The following is an 18,743-nucleotide window of genomic DNA, read 5'->3' as shown; positions in this document are numbered from 1 at the left end:
CATTAAAAAGCCGTACTGTCTGCTTTGACAGTACGGCTTTTTCTTTTTTTATCCTTTTTTGCCTGGTTTCAGGTTTTGGGTGATGCGGTCAAGTATGATGGCAAGAATAACGATGGCAAGACCCGATTCAAATCCAAGCCCTACTTCAATTCTCTGAACAGCCCGGTAAACTTCAACTCCAAGTCCCGGAGCCCCTACGAGTGATGCGATGACAACCATGGAAAGTGCCAGCATGATGCTCTGGTTGATCCCAGCCATGATTGTTCCCATAGCAAGCGGGAGCTGAACCTTAAATAGCTTTTGAGAGGTCGTTGAACCGAATGCATTAGCTGCCTCTACTAAATCCTCCGGAACCTGTCTAATGCCCAAATTGGTAAGCCGGATGGTCGGAGGCATTGCAAAGATGACTGATGCGATAATCCCCGGAACTACTCCAATTCCAAAGAAAAGAATGGAAGGAATCAAATAAACAAATGCAGGCATCGTTTGCATAAAATCCAATATCGGGGAAATGATTCCGGAAGCACGGTCGCTCTGGGAAGACCAGATACCGAGTGGAATACCTAAGATAATGGAAATGATAACAGCGGTAAGCACCAATGCAAGCGTGTCAATTGTCTGTTCCCAGTAGCCAAGGTTAATAATAAGCAGAAGCCCAATCAGTGTAAAAAGGGTCAGACCCCATTTTCGGCTTACCCAGTAGGCAAGGCCCGCAACAATTGCTGCAAACAGGACAGCTGGGATCAGCATCATCAAATTGACTAGAATATCATTGAAGCCCTCAATAATATCTCCTGCCATATTGAAGAATCCCAAAAGCTGATCATTTAAAAACTCCACGAACATGTCGACATACTTGCCTATAGGGAGCTTAGGAATGTTCAATGGTATTCACCTCTCTCCCGGCCAGCGCCTGAATCACCCGTTCACGTTTTACAACGCCTCGAATCCGGTTGTCCTCATCCAGAACCGGAAGCGGGTATCTTGTATCGGCCATCTTTTCGTACATTTCTTCAATCAGGGTGTCAATTCTTACAACCGGCACATCGGTTTTTAGAAATGCGGAAATCGGCTGATCGCGTTTTACGGCCTCAGAAACATCATCAGCTGTTACCAGACCCATGTATGATTTTTTGCGGTCCACAGCATAAATGCTGGACATCCCGGCATCGCGCATAATTTTAAGCGCCACGCGCGGTCCCCTGTCAACCTGAATGGTTTCAGCACGCGACATGACCGATTCTGCTGTCAGCACCTTGGCAAGATTAACGTCTTCAACAAAGCGTTCAACATAATCATTAGCCGGATTCGTCATGATGTCTTCCGGTGTGCCAATCTGGACAATTTCTCCATCCTTCATGAGAGCGATCCGGTCACCGATCCGCAGAGCCTCGTCCAGGTCATGTGTAATAAAAATAATGGTTTTCTTCATCTTTTCCTGCAGTTCAATCAGTTCATCCTGCATGTCTTTGCGGATCAGCGGATCCAGAGCACTGAAAGCTTCATCCATTAGAAGAATATCAGGGTCATTGGCAAGTGCTCTTGCAAGTCCCACCCGCTGCTGCATTCCTCCGCTCAATTCGCCTGGATAGCTTTTCTCATATCCCTTTAACCCCACAAGCTCAAGAGAATGCTGTGCTTTTGCTTCCCGTTCCTGCTTTTGAACACCTTGAACTTCAAGTCCGTAGGCCGCATTCTCAAGAACATTCCGGTGTGGAAATAAAGCAAACTTTTGAAACACCATGCTCATTTTCTTCCTTCTAACCTCTCTCAGTTCCTCGCCCTTCATCTTCACAAGATCTTTCCCATCAATCATAAGAGAGCCTGCCGTCGGATCGATCAGCCGGTTAAACATACGAACGAGCGTAGATTTACCGCTTCCTGAAAGCCCCATGATGACAAAAATTTCTCCGCTATGTACTTCAAAACTTGCTTCCTTAACCCCTACAGTCAATCCTGCTTCTTTAAGTATTTCTGTTTTTGACTTGCCTTTTTTAAGGAGTTCAATACCCTTTTGAGGATTTTTACCGAAGATTTTACTGACGTTCTCGGCTTTGATTTTTACATTTTCCATAGGTCCACCTCTTTCTATTGCTATTGTTTGTGTGAAGGACTGTTAAGATTCATGCTTTCAGGAAAAAATAGAGATATGGTCATGAGGGGGATAGTACATACATACCCCATGTATCAGTATGTAAACCTATTCACATAATTTTTTCATTGAATAGTGTTTTATCCTTGACTGATTAGGGAAAACAAATACAGCGATTGAAGAAAGAGAGGAGACATACATATTGAAAAAGATGAAGCTTGCGGTTATTTTATCTCTGCTATTTACCCTCGTACTTGCCTCCTGCAGCAGCCCGCTTGGAGACAGCAAAAAGAAAATCAAAATTGGAATGATCAACTGGATTGATAACATTTCTACTGCCTATCTATGGAAGGTTCTTTTAGAAGAAAAAGGCTATAATGTTGAAATGATGGAGCTTGATAAAGCAGCGAACTGGACCGGTGTGGCCCGGGGAGACATTGATATTCAGGGAAATGTCTGGCTGCCAATCACGGATAAGCCTTTTTATGACAAATATAAAGAGGACGTAGAACTTCATGACGAATGGTATAAAGGAACCCAGCTCGGGATAGCTGTACCATCGTATTTGAAAGATGTGAATTCATTGGAGGATTTGAATACGGTCAAGGATAAGTTCGGAGGGAAAGTGTACGGAATTGACCCCGGCTCAAGCTTAATGCAGCTTACAGGTAAAATGAAAACGGATTACAGCCTGGATTATACAATTGTGGAATCATCAGAGGCCGCGATGCTTGTTGAGCTGAAAAAAGCCTATGACAATCAGAAGCCGATCGCTGTCACACTGTGGAGTCCCCACTGGATCTTCTCCGATATGGACCTCAAGTATTTAGAAGACCCTAAAGAATCATACGGGAAACCTGATAATATCCAGTACATGACAAGAAAAGGGTTCAGCAAGGAACACCCGGAAATTATTGAGTGGATGAACAATTGGGAGCTTAACGACGATCAAATGTCCGAACTCATTAAATATGTGAATGCAGCAGCTCAGTCAGAGGATGGATACTACCCTGAGCGTGGCGCAAAAAAATGGATTGAAGACAACCGTGATCTGACTGACAGCTGGTTTGAATAAAAATAACCCTCTCCTGAGGGTTATTTTTATGCCTTTTATTCATAGCCAAGCACGGACCCAGTCTGCAGCTAAAATCCTGATACCACTACTTTGCCGATGGTTTTGCCGGATTCTGCTTTCTCATGGGCTTTTCTTATGCTCTCTGCACTGAAGGGTTTGATCGTCTCTGTTAACGTTGGCTTCAGCTTTCTGCTGGCAAATAACTCACCTATCTCAGTAAGGATTTTATGCTGGCTCTCCATATCAACTGTTTCAAACAACGACTTGGTGAACATAAACTCCATCACAAACGTAATGCTCTTCTGCTGCAAAAGACTGATATCCAAAGGGGTTTTCGTCTCTACGATCGAGCAGATCCTCCCCTGTGGAGCAATGGCCTCCATCATCGGTTCCCAATGCTGGTCCGTGCTGTTCAGGCAAAAAATATAATCTGGCTGGGCATACCCTTTCGCTTCCAGCTGAGCTTTTAATGGCTCATAGTGGCTAATGGTTTCGTCGGCACCATGTTCCTTCGCCCACTCTTGCGTTTCTCTTCTGGAGGCTGTTCCAATAACGGTCAGCCCTGCCCACTTGGCAAGCTGAAGGGCAATTGATCCAACTCCGCCGGCCGCGCCGATAATCAAAATGGATTTTCCCTCGTTTTGTTCCTGGTCCCGGCTGATGCCAAGCCTCTCAAATAGCCCTTCCCACGCCGTCAGACTCGTTAGCGGCATGGCTGCTGCTTCTTCAAATGTCAGGATATCCGGCTTTGCAGCTGCAATTCTTTCATCCACTAGATGATATTCACTGTTTGTACCCGGGCGGGAAATAGAGCCAGCATAATAGACCGAATCTCCAGGCTGGAACATTGTCACACCTGATCCGGTTTTCTCTACAACTCCGGAAGCGTCCCATCCTAAAACTTTCAGCTCCTTCTCTTCCCCATCTTTAGGAGCGCGGACTTTCGTATCGACCGGATTAACAGAAACGGCTTTAATTTTCACCAGAATATCCCGTTCGCCAGGTTCGGGCCTGTTAACTTCTTCCTCCACTATGCTTTCGGGATGGCTGATCGGCAAATATTGATGTAAGCCTGCAGCCTTCATTTTAGCAGTCATCATCCATCATCCTTTCTCACTACTTTATCTTCCCTAGTATTTGGGGATAAAAACTTTCAGGCACTCCCTTTTTCCTTTATAATCAAGGAGGCTGGAAAGGAGCGGTTTCGTTGGAATTTGCACTGGTTTTATTCATCATCCCATTTGCAGTCATGATTTTATCCCTTGCCGGCTCATGGCTGATCCACAAAATTTGGGTTATGCCTGTTTTAATGCTGCTGATCCTCATTTTTCTGACAATGACAATCTTTAACGACACATTCACAATCTGGGTATCCATCTATACAGTCCTTTCTATTCTCGTATCCTACTTTGGGAAAACAGGCAGGGATTTGTACGAAAAAAACAAAAAGGAAAAAGAGCATTAGCAGCTTGGAAGGAACACATCAGAAAATAATGGATCAGGCCGTTTTCAAAATTAAAGAAAGCAAAATAAAAACTCTTGGAAATGAATCCAAGAGTTTTTATATGTTATCTGAAATTTAGATGGATATCGTTAAGAGGCATACATTTCCTGCAGCTGCTTCTGAACATCACTGTCTTCCAAAAATTCATCATAGGACATTTGTTTATCCACAAAGCCATTAGGGGTCAGTTCAATAATCCGGTTGGCTATCGTCTGAACAAACTGATGGTCATGAGAAGCGAACAGCATAGATCCTTTAAAGTTTATCATTCCGTTATTTAATGCTGTGATGGATTCTAGATCCAAGTGGTTCGTTGGTTCATCCATAATCAGCACGTTCGCTCCGCTCAGCATCATTTTGGAGAGCATGCAGCGCACCTTCTCTCCTCCGGAAAGAACGCTTGATTTTTTCAGCACTTCTTCCCCGGAGAAAAGCATTCTTCCCAGGAATCCGCGGAGGAAGCTTTCGCTTTGGTCGTTTGGAGAATATTGTCTTAGCCAGTCGACAAGGTTTTGATCGTTGCTGTCAAAATATTCGTTATTGTCTTTAGGGAAATACGACTGTGAGGTTGTAACGCCCCATTTGAATGTCCCGCTGTCAGCTTCCATTTCGCCAGTCAGTATTTTGAACAAGGTGGTTTTAGCCACCTCATCACCGCCTGTAAACGCAATCTTGTCACCCTTATTCATGATAAAGCTCACGTTATCAAGAACTTTAACGCCATCAATCGTTTTAGAAATTTCCTCTACACGCAGGAGGTCATTCCCGATTTCCCGTTCAGGGGTGAAATGGACATACGGATACTTTCTTGAAGACGGACGAATATCATCCAGTGATATTTTATCAAGAAGCTTTTTACGGGAAGTCGCCTGTTTGGATTTGGATGCATTGGCGCTGAACCTTGCAATGAATGCCTGAAGCTCCTTGATTTTCTCTTCTTTTTTCTTATTAGCGTCCGAAGCCATGCGCTGGGCAAGCTGGCTGGACTCATACCAGAAGTCATAGTTCCCGACGTAAACCTGAATCTTCCCAAAATCAAGATCGGCAATATGGGTACAGACTTTATTAAGGAAGTGACGGTCATGGGATACAACAATGACTGTATTTTCAAAGTTAATTAAAAATTCCTCCAGCCAGCCGATCGCCTTTAAATCCAAGTGGTTCGTAGGCTCATCCAGTAAAAGTACATCCGGCTTTCCGAACAAAGCCTGTGCAAGCAGCACCTTTACCTTGTCTCCGCCTGTGAGCTCTGCCATTGTTTTCGTGTGAAGCTCCTCAGGAATCCCAAGACCTTTAAGAAGAATAGCCGCTTCACTTTCTGCTTCCCAGCCGTTCAGCTCGGCAAATTCTCCTTCAAGCTCGGCCGCTTTCATCCCATCCTCATCTGAAAAATCAGCTTTCATGTAAATGGCGTCTTTTTCCTGCATCACTTCAAAAAGACGTTCATGACCCATAATGACAACTTTCATTACTTCATGTTCTTCATATTCAAAATGGTTTTGCTTCAATACAGCAAGACGCTCACCGGGTCCCATATGAACGTCACCGCTCTGAGCTTCAACTTCTCCTGAAAGAATTTTAAGGAACGTTGATTTTCCTGCTCCATTTGCCCCAATCAGTCCGTAGCAGTTACCGGGAGTGAATTTTATATTAACATCTTCAAAAAGCTTGCGGTCGCCGTAGCGCAAGCCGACATTGTTTACTGTAATCATAGTTTAAGTCCTCCAATTAATAATCATCCTCTTCATTATAGCATGAATAGCCACGAAATAGACAAATGGTTTCCTGTCTGAATCCTGTTAGTCCCTCCCTCCCCGGCGCTTTCTTTTCCAGAAGGAATAAACTATCCAGCCAGCTGCAAACAACATGATCCAAATTGGGAGATTTCCTGCAGTAAACACAATGAATGCCGATCCTCCATATAAAAGCGCATTGATGCTTCCCATAAATTGCCGCTGTGTTTTCTCCCACGTATTCCATTCCTTGTTATCAACCCCCGGCACTACCACCTTAGATTCACTAAGCTGGATGGTAACCGTAGAGAAATCAGTTTGGTTCTCAAGGTAATTCTTTCTCCCCTTCAGCTGTTCGATCTCCTCCTGGACAGTGGATAGATCCTTTGAAATGGACAGCAAATCAGTTGTTTTGTCCGCTTTTTCCATAAACGAGAGGAGTCTTTCTTCAACCGCCTGCTTCGCTTTGAGCCTGGAATCCAAGTCCACGAATTCCTCCGTCACATCTTGCCCTGAAACATGTTTACTGAATATTTTCAGTTCACCATTTTCAATGACGGCTAAAAACCCGTTGAACTCCTGCTGGGGAATTCTTAAAGTGATGCTCCCCTCCCGCGGTCCATTTTCCGTTTTGTTTGATGAAGTGCTGACGATATAGCCGCCTGCAGCTTGAGCGTCTTTTTCGATTTTAGTATAAGCCTTATTGTAATCTTCTGCTTCTATACTCATTTCCGCTGTATAGATAATCTTTTGATCCTGGGGAGATTTGATCAGTTGCTGACCTTCCTGTTCAGCAGGCTGTTCAGTTTCTGCTTTCACCCCGCTCTTTTTATTTAGTGCCTCTTTTTCTTCTGCTGCCATCATTTCTCCATCTCCCGAAGCTGAGTGGTCCCGGGAGCTCGCATTATTTTCATTGCTGCAGCCGGTCAAGATGAAAATAACAAGCAAAACGCCTGCTGCAAGTTTAATCATTAGGCACCTCTTTTCCCTTTTTAAATACATAGACGTCTTTGTTTTACAAATGTTACAAAATTATGTAATTTTTTCACAATGAATCCTTTCTTTTTTGGCAGAAGGCAGAACATAATAAAAAACCGATCCAATGGATCGGCTTTAGTTTGTTGCCCGTACTTTATCAAACGGAAGCATCACAAATTCTGATCTTCCTATAACTCTTTCTGTTTCAATTAAACCGAGGCCTGTCCGGCTGTCCATACTGACAAGGCGATTGTCACCCATAACAAAGTATTTGTTTTCCGGAACTTTTACTTCTTTAAAGTCATTGGTCAGCTGAACACCTGTAGACTCTGCTTCTATCCGGTTAGAGGTCAGGTAGGGCTCTTTCACCTCTTCGCCGTTTACATAAAGCACATCATCCTTAACTTCCACTGTATCCCCGGGAAGACCGATAATCCTTTTTACATAGTGTTCACTGTTATTTTGGCCATTAATAATGACGATATCTCCCCGTTCAAAATCTCCTACATAACGGATGATTTTATTCACAAAAAGTTTCTCAGAGTTTCTGAGTGTTGGATCCATTGAATCCCCATCTACCACATAAGGTTCAAAGATAAAAATCCTTATGCTAGCCGCCAGTACGACAGCCACTAAAATGGCAGCGATCCATTCTAAAATGGGACTTCTTTTCTTTTTCTTGTTACGGGGCGGTATTTCCGGCACTGATGTTCCTCCTCTAAGTCAAGCTTATACAAAGACAACCGATACTCTATTTTATCACAATTGACTCAAATTAAATCAATTTTAGCTGTCTCCTGAAAACATGTCAATCACATGCTATGGACATAATGACAGAGAGGAGGTTTTACACTTGTCCTATTCTTACCCTTCCGGCAAAACGTTTTACCAGCTTACCGGCACAGGAAAACAGACCATTGTTTTTATTCATCCTACCGGAATGGGCTCTGCTGTTTTTCACTATCAAAGAGTGCTCCAAAAGAATTTCGCGGTATTGACCTATGATTTAAGAGGCAATGGCAGAAGCGGCGGGTTACTTCCTGCATTATCCGTTCGTGAACTGGCCGATGATCTTTATGAGCTCTTATCCCTTCTTTCAATTTCTAAAGCCATTATCTGCGGTTATTCCAATGGTGGATGCATCGCTCAGGAATTTGCATTAGCCTATCCTGATAAGACAGAAGGGCTCCTATTAATTGGCGGGTTTCCGGAAGTTTCCACCCCGCTTCTCACTCTCGAATTTAAATTAGGAATAGCACTGACAGGTGCAGGGGGAATGTCTTGCCTATCAAAAGCAATCGCCAGAGCCCATGCACCTGATCCGTGCATGAAAGATATTCTGGAACGGTACATGATGCTTTCAGATCCTTATGGACTCTATAAGCAGTATCAAATGACATTTTCATACACCGCCACTGCCCGCCTGCATCTTCTGGCTATGCCGGTACTTCTTATCTACGGATCGAGTGACAGATATCTGAAATCGTATCCTGCCATTTATGAACAAGAAATTCCTCATGCGAAAATCGTTTATATTTCAGATGCCGGCCATCAGATACCGACAAAGTTTCCTAACGAGCTTAACTTCATACTGAAACACTTTATTCAAAATTATATAGAATGCTCCGCTCACCTTCATGAATAAGATATAGAAGGACGAGCCAAAAAAGGAGCATTTCTGTGGACGCTATTCTTTTTTTTATAAAACCGCTGGTGCTCGGGATCAGTCTTGCAGCACCGGTTGGACCGGTAAAACTGCAAATGATCAGAGCAGGGCTGTCTGGAGGATTTTGGCCATCCTGGCTTACAGGGCTCGGGGCATTGACAGCCGATCTCATATTTATTGGAGCAATCCTCGGAGGGCTGCTGCCGTTTTTCAGGATCCCCGTTATCTCAACTGCGATGACTGCTGCAGGAGCCATTCTTCTTTTCAAGCTTGGGATCAAAAGCATTTCCGCATACCGATATGATAAGACAAAGCTTGACGTCCATCCCCCGGGAAATTTGCAGGGATCGTTTGCAGAAGGATTTTTCCTTGCATTCGGCAATCCGTTTAACCTGTTTTTCTGGTTTGGGGTTTACGGGTCAGCTATTGCCTCGTTTCCATCTTCGTTTGGAATGGCAGATGTTTTCGCTTACAGCTTTTTTATCGTGGCAGGAATTTTTCTATGGAATCTGAATGTAGCCCTGACCGTCCACTTTGCAAGGAAGTTCATATCAGCACTGGTTTTAAGGATCATCAATCTTATTGCAGGCACATCACTGATTCTTTTTGCAATCAAATTAATATGGGACTTTTTTCATTCTTTTTAACAGAGCAACGGAGCAGAATATCTGTGAGGCTGGTTTTCGTTCCCATGCTTTTCTGCCGCTGTCCGTTTAAAGGGCTTGCTGCCTAGATACACAGTACAGCGAAGTTTCGCCTGCCATCATAGAAACTTTTTAAGGCTTTATAACGTCTATAGAATTAGGCGCTTAGCGGTGGAATATTTCCTCGCACACATTTAATAGATTGTGGTAGGATGATAGATAGTGTTTAGCCTCGCTAATGGCTTTACTAGCGGAAACTTTTGTAAGTTGGTGAAAGATATGGAAAGAGAAAGAAACTCTTTAAATCAGCAGTTTGATTACCAGCTGGCTTTTTTGCTTTTTCTGCTGTTTTGTACTAGCATCATTGCCATTTATGGAGCACAGCTGACCGCTACACAATATGAAACGAATTTTGTCGTTCGTCAATTCATATACTACATCCTCGGCTGCGGAATTGTAGCATCTGTCATGTTTTTTGATTCAGAACAGCTGCAGAGGCTTACTTGGTACCTGTATGGGTTCGGAATCTTTTTGCTGCTGTTATTAAAGGTAGCTCCCGAAAGCATTGCTCCAACAATTAAAGGTGCAAAAAGCTGGTTTGATCTCGGGTTCATTTCGATTCAGCCTTCTGAATTTGTCAAAACATTTGTTATACTGGCCATCAGCAGCGTGTTAATCCAGCATCATCAGAGCCATCAGCAGAAATCAATCGGATCGGATTTGTTTCTTCTCGTGAAAATTGGAGCTGTATCAGGCTTTCCGCTCATTCTGATCATGCAGCAGGATTTGGGAACTTCACTTGTACTGATTGCCATAACCGCCGGAATGATTCTTGTGTCCGGTATATCCTGGAAAATCATTACGATTGTTTATTCTTCGATTGCTTTAGTGGGCATCACCCTCTTGTATCTGGCACTCCGGCAGCAGGAACTGATCAGTGCCGTCCTTGGGACAAAGCAATATCAGATGGCCCGGATATACTCCTGGCTGGATCCTGAACAGTATCCTTCTGCAGAAGGCTTCCATTTGCTCAACTCAATGAAAGCGATTGGTTCGGGACAAATATTCGGGAAGGGGCTTGGAAACAGTGATGTCCGAATTCCCGAGAATCACACGGATTTTATCTTCAGCGTCATCGGAGAGCAATTCGGGTTTGTAGGGACAAGCATTGTCATCAGCTTATTTTTTCTGCTCATCTACCATTTAATTAAAGTGGCGATGGAAACAAATGAGCCATTTAACAGCTTTATCTGTGCAGGAGTCATCAGCATGTTTGTGTTCCATGTCCTGCAAAATGCAGGAATGACCGTCGGCATCCTTCCAATAACAGGAATCCCCCTCCCTTTCATAAGCTATGGAGGAAGCTCCTTAATGGGCAGTATGATGGCGATTGGCTTAGTTTTTGGAATCAGGTATCACCATCGTACGTATATGTTTTCAGACCGTTAACCAGCCTGCCTATCTTAAGCTGGAAGGCTGTATATCCGTTAAATAGAAAGCTGACTCTTGTATTTGAAAGAGTCAGCTTTTCTTATACAAAAAATTTCAGTCTGGCGGGGACGGACACGGTTGCGGTGCTCCCCCTGCTTCACTGAAGGAATTTTTTCCTGGATCCTGATTCGATTCAATTATTTTGGGTTTTTAGAGGTATATATGTAAAGTAAGGAGGTAAGCCGTTGAACGTTACATATAAGCTGTGCACTATCTCGTTAGGTCTGTTTTTATTACAGGAAGCTGCTCACAATTGGAAAAAATGGGAGATGAGTTAGATAAGAAGAATGCTGAATTAACGGAAGAGCTTGGGGGAACACCATCGCCAGAGAAAGGAGTTCAAAAAGAGGAAACCAAGAATCAAGATACATATGCCAGTGTGCAGGATTACACAGGAGAAGGATTTAAACTCCCTAACAGCGGCAATCTAACCGAAAAACTAGCATCGGAAAACAAAGAAGAAATAATAGAGGCTGTGAAAACCTTTTTCAAAAATAACTATAATACAGAAGTGACGGTTCACAATTTAGCGGGAGCCCGAGATGGGATTTCGGTCTTTGTGGAATCGGTTGGGGAACCCCATTTTCACACACTAGCAATTGTACCTGTTAGTGTTCCAGGAAAGAAGATATTGTATGACCAGATTACGTCCTTACAAGAAGAAATTGAAAGAGATATAGAGACAGGCCTTTAGGCGATGCTCTTCGAGAATGAGATCAATAATTTGAATAAATTCGTAAAAGAAATTAAATCCACATTCCCTGTATCTGGTCTCCTTTCTGAGGCTATAAAAAACATCTCTACAATTGGTTATAGAATGGAGGAGTACTACATTGTAGCTTTTGACCCTTCACTTACGCCAATTAGAGAACAATATATTCAGAATCCAGCCCGAACCATTAAAAATTTAAAGCAGCCAACTATTGATCCGAAGCGAGTAAATATTGTTATTGAACTTTATATGAAGGACGCAAATACTGAACCAAGTCAAGATATTCATAAGAAAATAGAAGAAGGTCTGAAAGCAAGTGAAAATCTGCCGCCTGGCACTTACAGGGTTACCTTAAACGATAATAATGTTATTAAAAGGACAGGAACGGGTGTAAAGGATAACAGTATTAAGACAGCAAATAATCCAATTATTTTATAGTAGGTGCACAACTTTGAGCCCATATGTTAATACAATTACTACTGATAAAGAATTAGTTGAACTATTTGTAAATATCGCTTACAAACGTATTTAGTGTCAACGGATGTACCTTTGTAATAGTAAACACTAGTTATCATAATCCTAATGGTTTTGACGCATTAACTGTACCATAGGCACCAATAAGTACCTTATAGCCTCCATAGGCAACAAAGGTTATAATAGTTATATACAGTATGTAAAGGCAGGTGCATTACCCATGAAAAAATACAATATTCCTGTAGAAGCAGCTTTAGAAGTTATAGGAGGCAAATGGAAAGTCGTTATACTCTGCCATCTTATTAAGGCCACCAGAAGAACAGGAGAACTTAAGCGGCTGATGCCCGGCATTACCCAGAAAATGCTGACCCAGCAGCTGCGTGAGCTGGAAGAGGACGGAATCATTGAACGGAAAGTGTACAATCAGGTCCCTCCCAAAGTAGAGTACTTCCTTACTGATTACGGCTGGTCTTTAAAAGAAATCCTTGACTCTCTCTGCGCTTGGGGAGAACAGCATATCGACCGTGTTTACCCTGATAAAAGCGAAGTTCTTATGGCTGAACAGGAATTGAATGAAACACCTCTGCAATAAGTGACCATACAACATATGATTTAAAAGCTGCCTTTAAGTTATTGGCAGCTTATTTTTATTGGGTTCTCCTTTTACTGAAAAAAATCGATTTACCTATCGGCATGAATTTAATTTGTTTAATAAGTAGATAGTTCTATTTTTCCACTATTTACAATCTATTAAAATTTTCTGAATACTATCTAAGTATTTCGAGACTAGAATAAAGTCGAATACAATACATGTGTGGAGGCAGAAAATGAAAAAATTATCGAAAAAGATTATCGGGGATGGACTATCAAAACATGAAGTATCTGCCAAGAAGCCAAAGGAACCGACTAACGTTATTATGCTTGTGATGGATGGTGCAAGCTCTTCAGCTACAACGCTGGCCCGCTGGTACAAAGGAGCTCCTCTTGTCATGGATGAAATCGCTTCAGGCGGTGTCAAAACATTTTCATCGGAATCTGCTATTACTGACTCTGCACCTGGAGGTACGGCAATGGCAACAGGAAACAAATCCAACTCCGGATATGTAGGCGTTTTGCCTTCTGTTGTCAATTCACCGGGAGCAGAAAAAGTAAAGAGTAGAGATCAATTCAAGCCAGTTGCAAATGTTCTTGAAGGTGCCGAGCTTTCAGGCCGGTCGACTGGAATTGTGGCAACCTCCGAAATTCAGCATGCAACTCCGGCAGCTTTCTCCTCCCATCATGTAAACCGGAATAATTTCAGCGTAATCGGTGAGCAGCAAGTTTATCAGGACATGGAAGTTGTCCTTGGAGGAGGGAAAAAAGCACTTCTTCCTGAATCTGAAAAAGGCACCCGTAAAGATGGAGAAAATCTTATGAAGGTCCTTGAAAACAAGAATTATGATGTTGTAGAAACGAAACAGGAACTCATGGAATCAAAATCAGGAAAAATCTGGGGTGCTTTTTCTGACACCGCTCTTGCCTATGATATGGATCGTTCCAAAACAAATCCCGAGCAGCCTTCTCTTTCCCAAATGACGCAAAAATCAATCAATACCCTTTCTAAAGATAAAGATGGATTTTTCCTATTTGTAGAGGGAAGCAAACCAGACTGGGCCGCTCATGCCAATGATCCAATTGGAATGATTAGTGATGTCCTTGCCTTTGATGAAGCGGTAGGAAAAGCACTGGACTTTGCAAAAAAAGACGGAAATACGATGGTTATCGCTTTAACGGATCACGGAAACAGCGGACTTTCCATCGGGAATCAAAATACATCCAGGGGCTATGACTCCATTCCTGTATCTGCTTACATAGACCCGCTTAAAAAATCTAAAATGACTCTTGAAGGGGCAATGGGTGAGCTGAAGGATGATTTATCTAACCTTAAACAAGCTGCAAAGCTTTATGGATTGGATAATCTTTCTGCTGATGAGACAGCCAAGCTTGAGGCAGTGAAAACAAAGGCAGAAGCTGGAAGCGTGCTTGTTAAGATGCTCGCTAATCGGGCTAACCTAGGGTTCACTACTGGAGGACATACTGGCGAGGATGTTTTCCTTTACTCTTATGGTCCTAAAAAACCGTATGGAATGATTGACAATACAGAAATAGCCTACTCCATGGCTAAAGGAATGGGCTTTAATTTAGACAAGCTGACAGAAGAGCTGTTTACAGAAGCTAAAGGAGCATTCAGAAAAATCGGAGCGTCCGTTAAAATTGACAGAACTGATTCAAACAATCCTGTACTGACTGTAAAGAGGGGCCGGACGGAAGCAAAAATAGCCATTGATAAAAATGAAATGATGATTGGCAGCAAAAAGTACGAGCTTGAAGGGATTACAGTTGAAAGCGACGGAAAAGTTTATGTACCTAAGCATGCAGTGGAGCTGTTAAGAAAAAATTCTTAAGATCATTCAACCATACTTCCCCGCTTAAATGCTGGCCATTCTTCTGCCGTATAGGATACTTGTAAGCCAGCAACTGATTTTATGCCTAAAGGGCAGCCGCTGCAAAGCAGGCTGTCTTTTTTTAGTCTTACACGCCTGATTAAGCAATGGTCTATCCCGCACGAATGATTTAATGTTATCCTGCTTCAAATGGTTTACCTCCCAAACCTCCTCCCCTTCCGGCTTTTAACGCATTCTGATTGATTATCTTACTGGCATTATCGTCCTTAACTTTTCATTTGACGATTATCTATTAACCGCCGCCCAAGAACATTTGCGGCATATAAAATCACCTCCGAATCCCTCTCTTAAACTAAGAGCAGGATAACGGAGGTGATTTGCTGATTGTGTACTAAAAACAAAGTCTGTCAGATCACTCCCAGGACATCAAGAAACACGAAAATGATGGCAATCGGAACGATGAACTTCAAAGTGTAAAGCCAAAGAGCAAACCAGGCAGACGCACTTCCCGCTCCCTTTTCAAGTTCAGCTTTCAGCATGGCTTTGTCCAGCTTCCATGGAATAAAAAGAGCAATCAGGAGAGCACCTATTGGAAGCAGAATGTTACTGACCAGGTAGTCCTCGGCGTCAAAAATATTTTTCCCGAATAGAGTGACATCCCCTAAGATTCCAAAGCTTAAAGCAGCGGGAATTCCAGCGGCGAATATAAGCAAACCGCCGATCCAGGATAGCTTTTTCCTTTTCTCCTGCCTGCCCTTTGCTAAAGAAGCAACTAAAATTTCAAGCATGGAAAAGGCGGAAGTAAGAGTTGCGAACAAGAATAACGCCAGGAACAATACCATGAATAAGGAACCGAATGGAATTTGTCCGAATATCGAGGGCAATATAACGAACAGCAAGCCAGGACCTGCTTCAGGCTCCATCCCTATCGAAAATACCGCCGGGAAAATCGCAAGACCTGCAAGAAGCGAAATCACAATATTCATAATTACGATGGATACAGCGGATTTAGGCAAGTTTTGTGTTTTATCAAGATAGGAAGCATAGGTAAGCATAACAGATACCCCAACGCTAAGGGAAAAAAAGGATTGTCCCATCGCAGCGAGAATTGACTCCGAATTTAGCTTGGTGAAATCCGGCTGCAGAAAAAATGCGACTCCTTCCATCGCATTTTCGAGGGTAAGTGAACGAACGATGATGACAATAAAGATAAGAAAAAGGGCTGGCATCATAAATTTGTTCGCCTTTTCAATTCCGCTCGAGACCCCTCTTGACACCACAAGAATGGTCAGCAGCATAAAAGCAAATTGCGAACCCGCTGCAAAATAAGGCTGGGCAATTGTTTCATTAAAAAGATTTCCGAAATCAGCCGATCCAGACAGCTGGCCGGTCACACTATAAACCAGATATTGAAGGATCCAGCCCCCCACAACGCTGTAGAAGGATAGCAGAATAAAGCTTGTTGCGACTCCTAGATAACCGATATAAGACCATGCCGTACCCGGTACAAGCGACTGGTAAGAGCGGATTGCCTCTTTTTGTGTGCTGCGCCCGATGACGAATTCACCGAGCAAGAGTGGAAGGCCAATCAATGCTGTAAATAAAATAAACAGCAGGAAAAAAGCGCCCCCGCCGCTTGTCCCCGCCACGTATGGAAGCTTCCAGATTGCCCCGATTCCGATAGCAGATCCAGCCGAAGCGAGGATAAATCCGAGCTTGGAAGACCATTGTTCTGATTGTTTCATATGTATCCTCATTTCTATGTATTTGTATACATACCTTTATATCAAACTTCTCCCCGTAAAGTAAACCTGGTTTTGATTCCACAAAAAATCCCGGGTCCCATTACCCGGGCTGCTACTGGCCCTTCAGCTTATTCTTTGCAGGCAAAAGCTGACCGAAACAGTATCTGCTGTATAATCCGCCATTCCTCATGAGCTCTTGATGCGTTCCCCTTTCCGATGCAGTTCCATTCGAAAGAAAGATGATTTCATCTGTGCACCTGCCTGTGTCAGCACTCCGGGTAAGGACGATAACTGTCTTAATCCCTCTTATCTTCTTTATATTGCTAAGGATCCTCCGGACTTCGAACGGTTCAATTCCCATGAATGCATCATCTAAAATTAAAATGTCCGGCATTGTACACAAAGCCCTTGCAATCGCGATTTTTTGAATAGCCGCTTTATTAAGGGTTATTCCAGCAAGAGGTGTATTGTATTGTTCAGGGAGCTCCATAATGAAATCATGAGCTTGAACCGCTTTTGCAGCCTGAATAATCTCACTCATCAGCGCTTCCGGCTTCCCAAATGCAAGGTTCCCTTTCACTGTTTCAGCTTCCAGATCAGATCGTTCAAATACTGCACAGGATGATATTCTGGCGCCCGCTCCGCCTCCAAGCTTTATTTCCCCTTCTACAGGCTTTAAAAATCCAGTAAGCAAATGGGCAAGTGCAGTCTTTCCGGCCCCGCTTTCTCCTATAATTCCAATGATTTTGCCGGGATGCAGTTCAAATGATAAAGAATGAAGCACCGGATGATTCTCCTGATAACCGCATACCACATCGTCAAACAAAATCATCCCTCTGTCCTTAGCAGGAAACGGCGGCTGATAAACAGACCTTGGTGTCTCTAAGATCGCAAGCAGCCGGTATCCTGAAGTATGAAAATGGGGCCACAGCCCTGCAATCTGTCCGAAACCGCCCAGCGGAATAAAAATAAGTGCAAGGAGACAGACACAGGCGGCATATTCACCGGGAGCGAGCTGGCCATACCATGCCAGCACCCCCCCGGAAGCAGCAAAGAGGAAGGAACAGCCCACTGCAGCACCCTTCAGCTTTTGGTTTTGAATAGAAACGACACCTGAAGGCCTCGCTCCTTTTAAAGAAAGCAAATCAGACAAGTGTGCAGATTCTATATGAACGTTAGCTTTAATCCTTAGATGACGGTACATAATTCCGGCTAAAACAGCCGAAGCGGCAAGGGCCCCTGCAGCAAGCGGAATCGAGTAGTAAAAAAGGATCCCCAGGCTCAATATAATTATGACAGGGACTACAAAAAATTTGTGGAGCCCCCTTTGAAAAAACCTTCTAATTGCTTCAACATCCTGAGTAAAAAAGGATAAAAGCTGCTCATATGCTTGATGGTCAAACGAATGGATGGAGAGCTGCAAAAGCTTGTCCCGTAAAGCTTTTTTCAGTCCGGCAGCGGCACGCAGTCTAAATTCCCGGAAGGCCCGGTTTATTAGATGGGTAAGAATGAGTGCTGCAGCAATTAAAAGACAAAGCAGAAAAATTTCTAAAGGGAACATTTTATAGTCATTCATTATTATTGTCTCATCAATGATAAGCTGAACAATAATCACACATACCGGCAAGATTAAAGCCAACAGGAAGGAAAAGACCAGCGGCTGATAAAGCCCTTTGCTATTCGGACCGAAATAAACTTTTAATCGGTTAATCATATTCATTGGCCAGACCCCATACTGTAATTTTTTTCAATGTACACCATAATATATCGGTTTCCGTTTATGCGCACCACATGATTCTGCAAAATTTTTCAATTCACAACCTAAGTACCAGGCCGTCATCCTTACGAAATCGGCTCCAACGAAAAATAACCGCAAAAAAAAACGCACAGCAGCTGCTATGCATTTCGCTTTCCTTCAACTATTCTATTTATGTCCGCTGCGGCGTCTTAATGGAGTTCGAGACCGTTTCCTGACTCATGCATGCCGAATCCTGCTGAAAATCGTTAGACAATAAATGGGGCGCTTTATAAATAAGCAGACTAAAACCCCCATCTTGCCTTTGAGACTCCCACGGCTAAAGCCGCAAGCCCTACACCTTACGGTGTGACGGGTGGGATTCTTGAATGACTAAACGTTCGCAGTCCATTTCTGTTTTGAACAGCCTTCAAGACAGGGGCATCTCAT

Annotated in this window: 15 protein-coding genes and 1 pseudogene; 8 read left to right on the top strand and 8 right to left on the bottom strand. The window is 43.2% G+C overall.

The genetic code is table 11. The features are described 5' to 3' along the window. Positions 1-48: 48 nt before the first annotated feature. Together ACQCVE_RS17265 and ACQCVE_RS17260 are read right to left on the bottom strand one after the other, a co-directional pair. Positions 49-846: an ABC transporter permease gene (locus ACQCVE_RS17265; protein WP_426863536.1), complete on the bottom strand. Its 798-nt coding sequence runs from the start codon at positions 844-846 to the stop codon at positions 49-51. A 25-nt stretch (positions 847-871) separates the two neighbouring features. Next, complete coding sequence (locus ACQCVE_RS17260) at positions 872-2,074, bottom strand: quaternary amine ABC transporter ATP-binding protein (RefSeq protein WP_426846878.1); 1,203 nt, start codon at positions 2,072-2,074, stop codon at positions 872-874. 220 nt (positions 2,075-2,294) lie between these two features. On the opposite strand from ACQCVE_RS17260, the gene ACQCVE_RS17255 reads away from it, so the two are divergent. Further along, positions 2,295-3,167 carry a glycine betaine ABC transporter substrate-binding protein gene (locus tag ACQCVE_RS17255; RefSeq protein WP_426863502.1) on the top strand — a complete coding sequence of 291 codons (873 nt, stop codon included), beginning with the start codon at positions 2,295-2,297 and terminating at the stop codon, positions 3,165-3,167. A 68-nt stretch (positions 3,168-3,235) separates the two neighbouring features. On the opposite strand, the gene ACQCVE_RS17250 is transcribed toward ACQCVE_RS17255, so the two are convergent. Next, positions 3,236-4,267: a zinc-binding alcohol dehydrogenase family protein gene (locus ACQCVE_RS17250; protein WP_426846880.1), complete on the bottom strand. Its 1,032-nt coding sequence runs from the start codon at positions 4,265-4,267 to the stop codon at positions 3,236-3,238. A gap of 107 nt (positions 4,268-4,374) precedes the next feature. On the opposite strand from ACQCVE_RS17250, the gene ACQCVE_RS17245 reads away from it, so the two are divergent. Beyond that, entirely contained in the window at positions 4,375-4,632 is a 258-nt protein-coding gene (locus ACQCVE_RS17245; protein ID WP_426863501.1) for a DUF2651 family protein, read from the top strand. Between the two features lie 128 nt (positions 4,633-4,760). On the opposite strand, the gene ACQCVE_RS17240 is transcribed toward ACQCVE_RS17245, so the two are convergent. The 3 genes from ACQCVE_RS17240 to lepB all read right to left on the bottom strand — a co-directional run bounded on the left by ACQCVE_RS17240 (position 4,761) and on the right by lepB (position 8,078). After that, positions 4,761-6,383: an ABC-F family ATP-binding cassette domain-containing protein gene (locus ACQCVE_RS17240; protein WP_426863500.1), complete on the bottom strand. Its 1,623-nt coding sequence runs from the start codon at positions 6,381-6,383 to the stop codon at positions 4,761-4,763. A gap of 87 nt (positions 6,384-6,470) precedes the next feature. Continuing rightward, on the bottom strand, positions 6,471-7,376 hold the full coding sequence (locus ACQCVE_RS17235; protein WP_426863499.1) for a DUF4349 domain-containing protein: 906 nt from the start codon (positions 7,374-7,376) through the stop codon (positions 6,471-6,473). Positions 7,377-7,517: 141 nt separating this feature from the next. Further along, the gene (gene lepB / locus ACQCVE_RS17230; protein ID WP_426846895.1) at positions 7,518-8,078 is read right to left on the bottom strand and encodes a signal peptidase I; all 561 of its coding nucleotides are present in this window, start codon (positions 8,076-8,078) and stop codon (positions 7,518-7,520) included. Between the two features lie 157 nt (positions 8,079-8,235). Between lepB and ACQCVE_RS17225 the strand changes: the two genes are divergently transcribed. From ACQCVE_RS17225 to ACQCVE_RS17200, 6 genes and pseudogenes are all read left to right on the top strand, one after another. After that, a complete protein-coding gene (locus tag ACQCVE_RS17225; RefSeq protein WP_426863498.1) occupies positions 8,236-9,027 on the top strand; it encodes an alpha/beta fold hydrolase in 792 nt (263 codons plus the stop codon). A 35-nt stretch (positions 9,028-9,062) separates the two neighbouring features. Then, positions 9,063-9,695, top strand: coding sequence for a LysE family translocator (locus ACQCVE_RS17220; RefSeq protein WP_426863497.1), 633 nt, complete (start codon positions 9,063-9,065; stop codon positions 9,693-9,695). A 276-nt stretch (positions 9,696-9,971) separates the two neighbouring features. Then, the gene (locus ACQCVE_RS17215) at positions 9,972-11,141 is read left to right on the top strand and encodes an FtsW/RodA/SpoVE family cell cycle protein (RefSeq protein ID WP_426863496.1); all 1,170 of its coding nucleotides are present in this window, start codon (positions 9,972-9,974) and stop codon (positions 11,139-11,141) included. A 304-nt stretch (positions 11,142-11,445) separates the two neighbouring features. After that, a pseudogene (locus ACQCVE_RS17210) lies at positions 11,446-12,333 on the top strand (DUF1672 family protein). A gap of 256 nt (positions 12,334-12,589) precedes the next feature. Next, on the top strand, positions 12,590-12,961 hold the full coding sequence (locus ACQCVE_RS17205) for a winged helix-turn-helix transcriptional regulator (protein ID WP_426846887.1): 372 nt from the start codon (positions 12,590-12,592) through the stop codon (positions 12,959-12,961). A gap of 235 nt (positions 12,962-13,196) precedes the next feature. Continuing rightward, entirely contained in the window at positions 13,197-14,813 is a 1,617-nt protein-coding gene (locus ACQCVE_RS17200) for an alkaline phosphatase (RefSeq protein ID WP_426863495.1), read from the top strand. A 407-nt stretch (positions 14,814-15,220) separates the two neighbouring features. On the opposite strand, the gene ACQCVE_RS17195 is transcribed toward ACQCVE_RS17200, so the two are convergent. Together ACQCVE_RS17195 and ACQCVE_RS17190 are read right to left on the bottom strand one after the other, a co-directional pair. Continuing rightward, positions 15,221-16,558, bottom strand: a complete 1,338-nt coding sequence (locus ACQCVE_RS17195) for a sodium-dependent transporter (protein ID WP_426863494.1) — start codon at positions 16,556-16,558, stop codon at positions 15,221-15,223. 112 nt (positions 16,559-16,670) lie between these two features. Continuing rightward, on the bottom strand, positions 16,671-18,278 hold the full coding sequence (locus tag ACQCVE_RS17190) for an ATP-binding cassette domain-containing protein (RefSeq protein ID WP_426863493.1): 1,608 nt from the start codon (positions 18,276-18,278) through the stop codon (positions 16,671-16,673). Between the last annotated feature and the right edge of the window lie 465 nt (positions 18,279-18,743).

This window comes from Metabacillus sp. 113a, from assembly GCF_050107635.1.
Taxonomy (GTDB): domain Bacteria; phylum Bacillota; class Bacilli; order Bacillales; family Bacillaceae; genus Metabacillus_B.
The sequence above is the reverse complement of the archived record's forward strand: the minus strand, read 5'-3'. Positions and strand labels throughout refer to the sequence as shown.

Excerpts from the sequence above, each read along its gene's own strand:
- ACQCVE_RS17265 (WP_426863536.1), bottom strand. The coding sequence starts at position 846 with ATGTTCGTGGAGTTTTTAAATGATCAGCTTTTGGGATTCTTCAATATG.
- ACQCVE_RS17260 (WP_426846878.1), bottom strand. The coding sequence starts at position 2,074 with ATGGAAAATGTAAAAATCAAAGCCGAGAACGTCAGTAAAATCTTCGGT.
- ACQCVE_RS17250 (WP_426846880.1), bottom strand. The coding sequence starts at position 4,267 with ATGATGACTGCTAAAATGAAGGCTGCAGGCTTACATCAATATTTGCCG.
- ACQCVE_RS17240 (WP_426863500.1), bottom strand. The coding sequence starts at position 6,383 with ATGATTACAGTAAACAATGTCGGCTTGCGCTACGGCGACCGCAAGCTT.
- ACQCVE_RS17235 (WP_426863499.1), bottom strand. The coding sequence starts at position 7,376 with ATGATTAAACTTGCAGCAGGCGTTTTGCTTGTTATTTTCATCTTGACC.
- ACQCVE_RS17215 (WP_426863496.1), top strand. The coding sequence starts at position 9,972 with ATGGAAAGAGAAAGAAACTCTTTAAATCAGCAGTTTGATTACCAGCTG.
- ACQCVE_RS17205 (WP_426846887.1), top strand. The coding sequence starts at position 12,590 with ATGAAAAAATACAATATTCCTGTAGAAGCAGCTTTAGAAGTTATAGGA.
- ACQCVE_RS17200 (WP_426863495.1), top strand. The coding sequence starts at position 13,197 with ATGAAAAAATTATCGAAAAAGATTATCGGGGATGGACTATCAAAACAT.
- ACQCVE_RS17195 (WP_426863494.1), bottom strand. The coding sequence starts at position 16,558 with ATGAAACAATCAGAACAATGGTCTTCCAAGCTCGGATTTATCCTCGCT.
- ACQCVE_RS17190 (WP_426863493.1), bottom strand. The coding sequence starts at position 18,278 with ATGAATATGATTAACCGATTAAAAGTTTATTTCGGTCCGAATAGCAAA.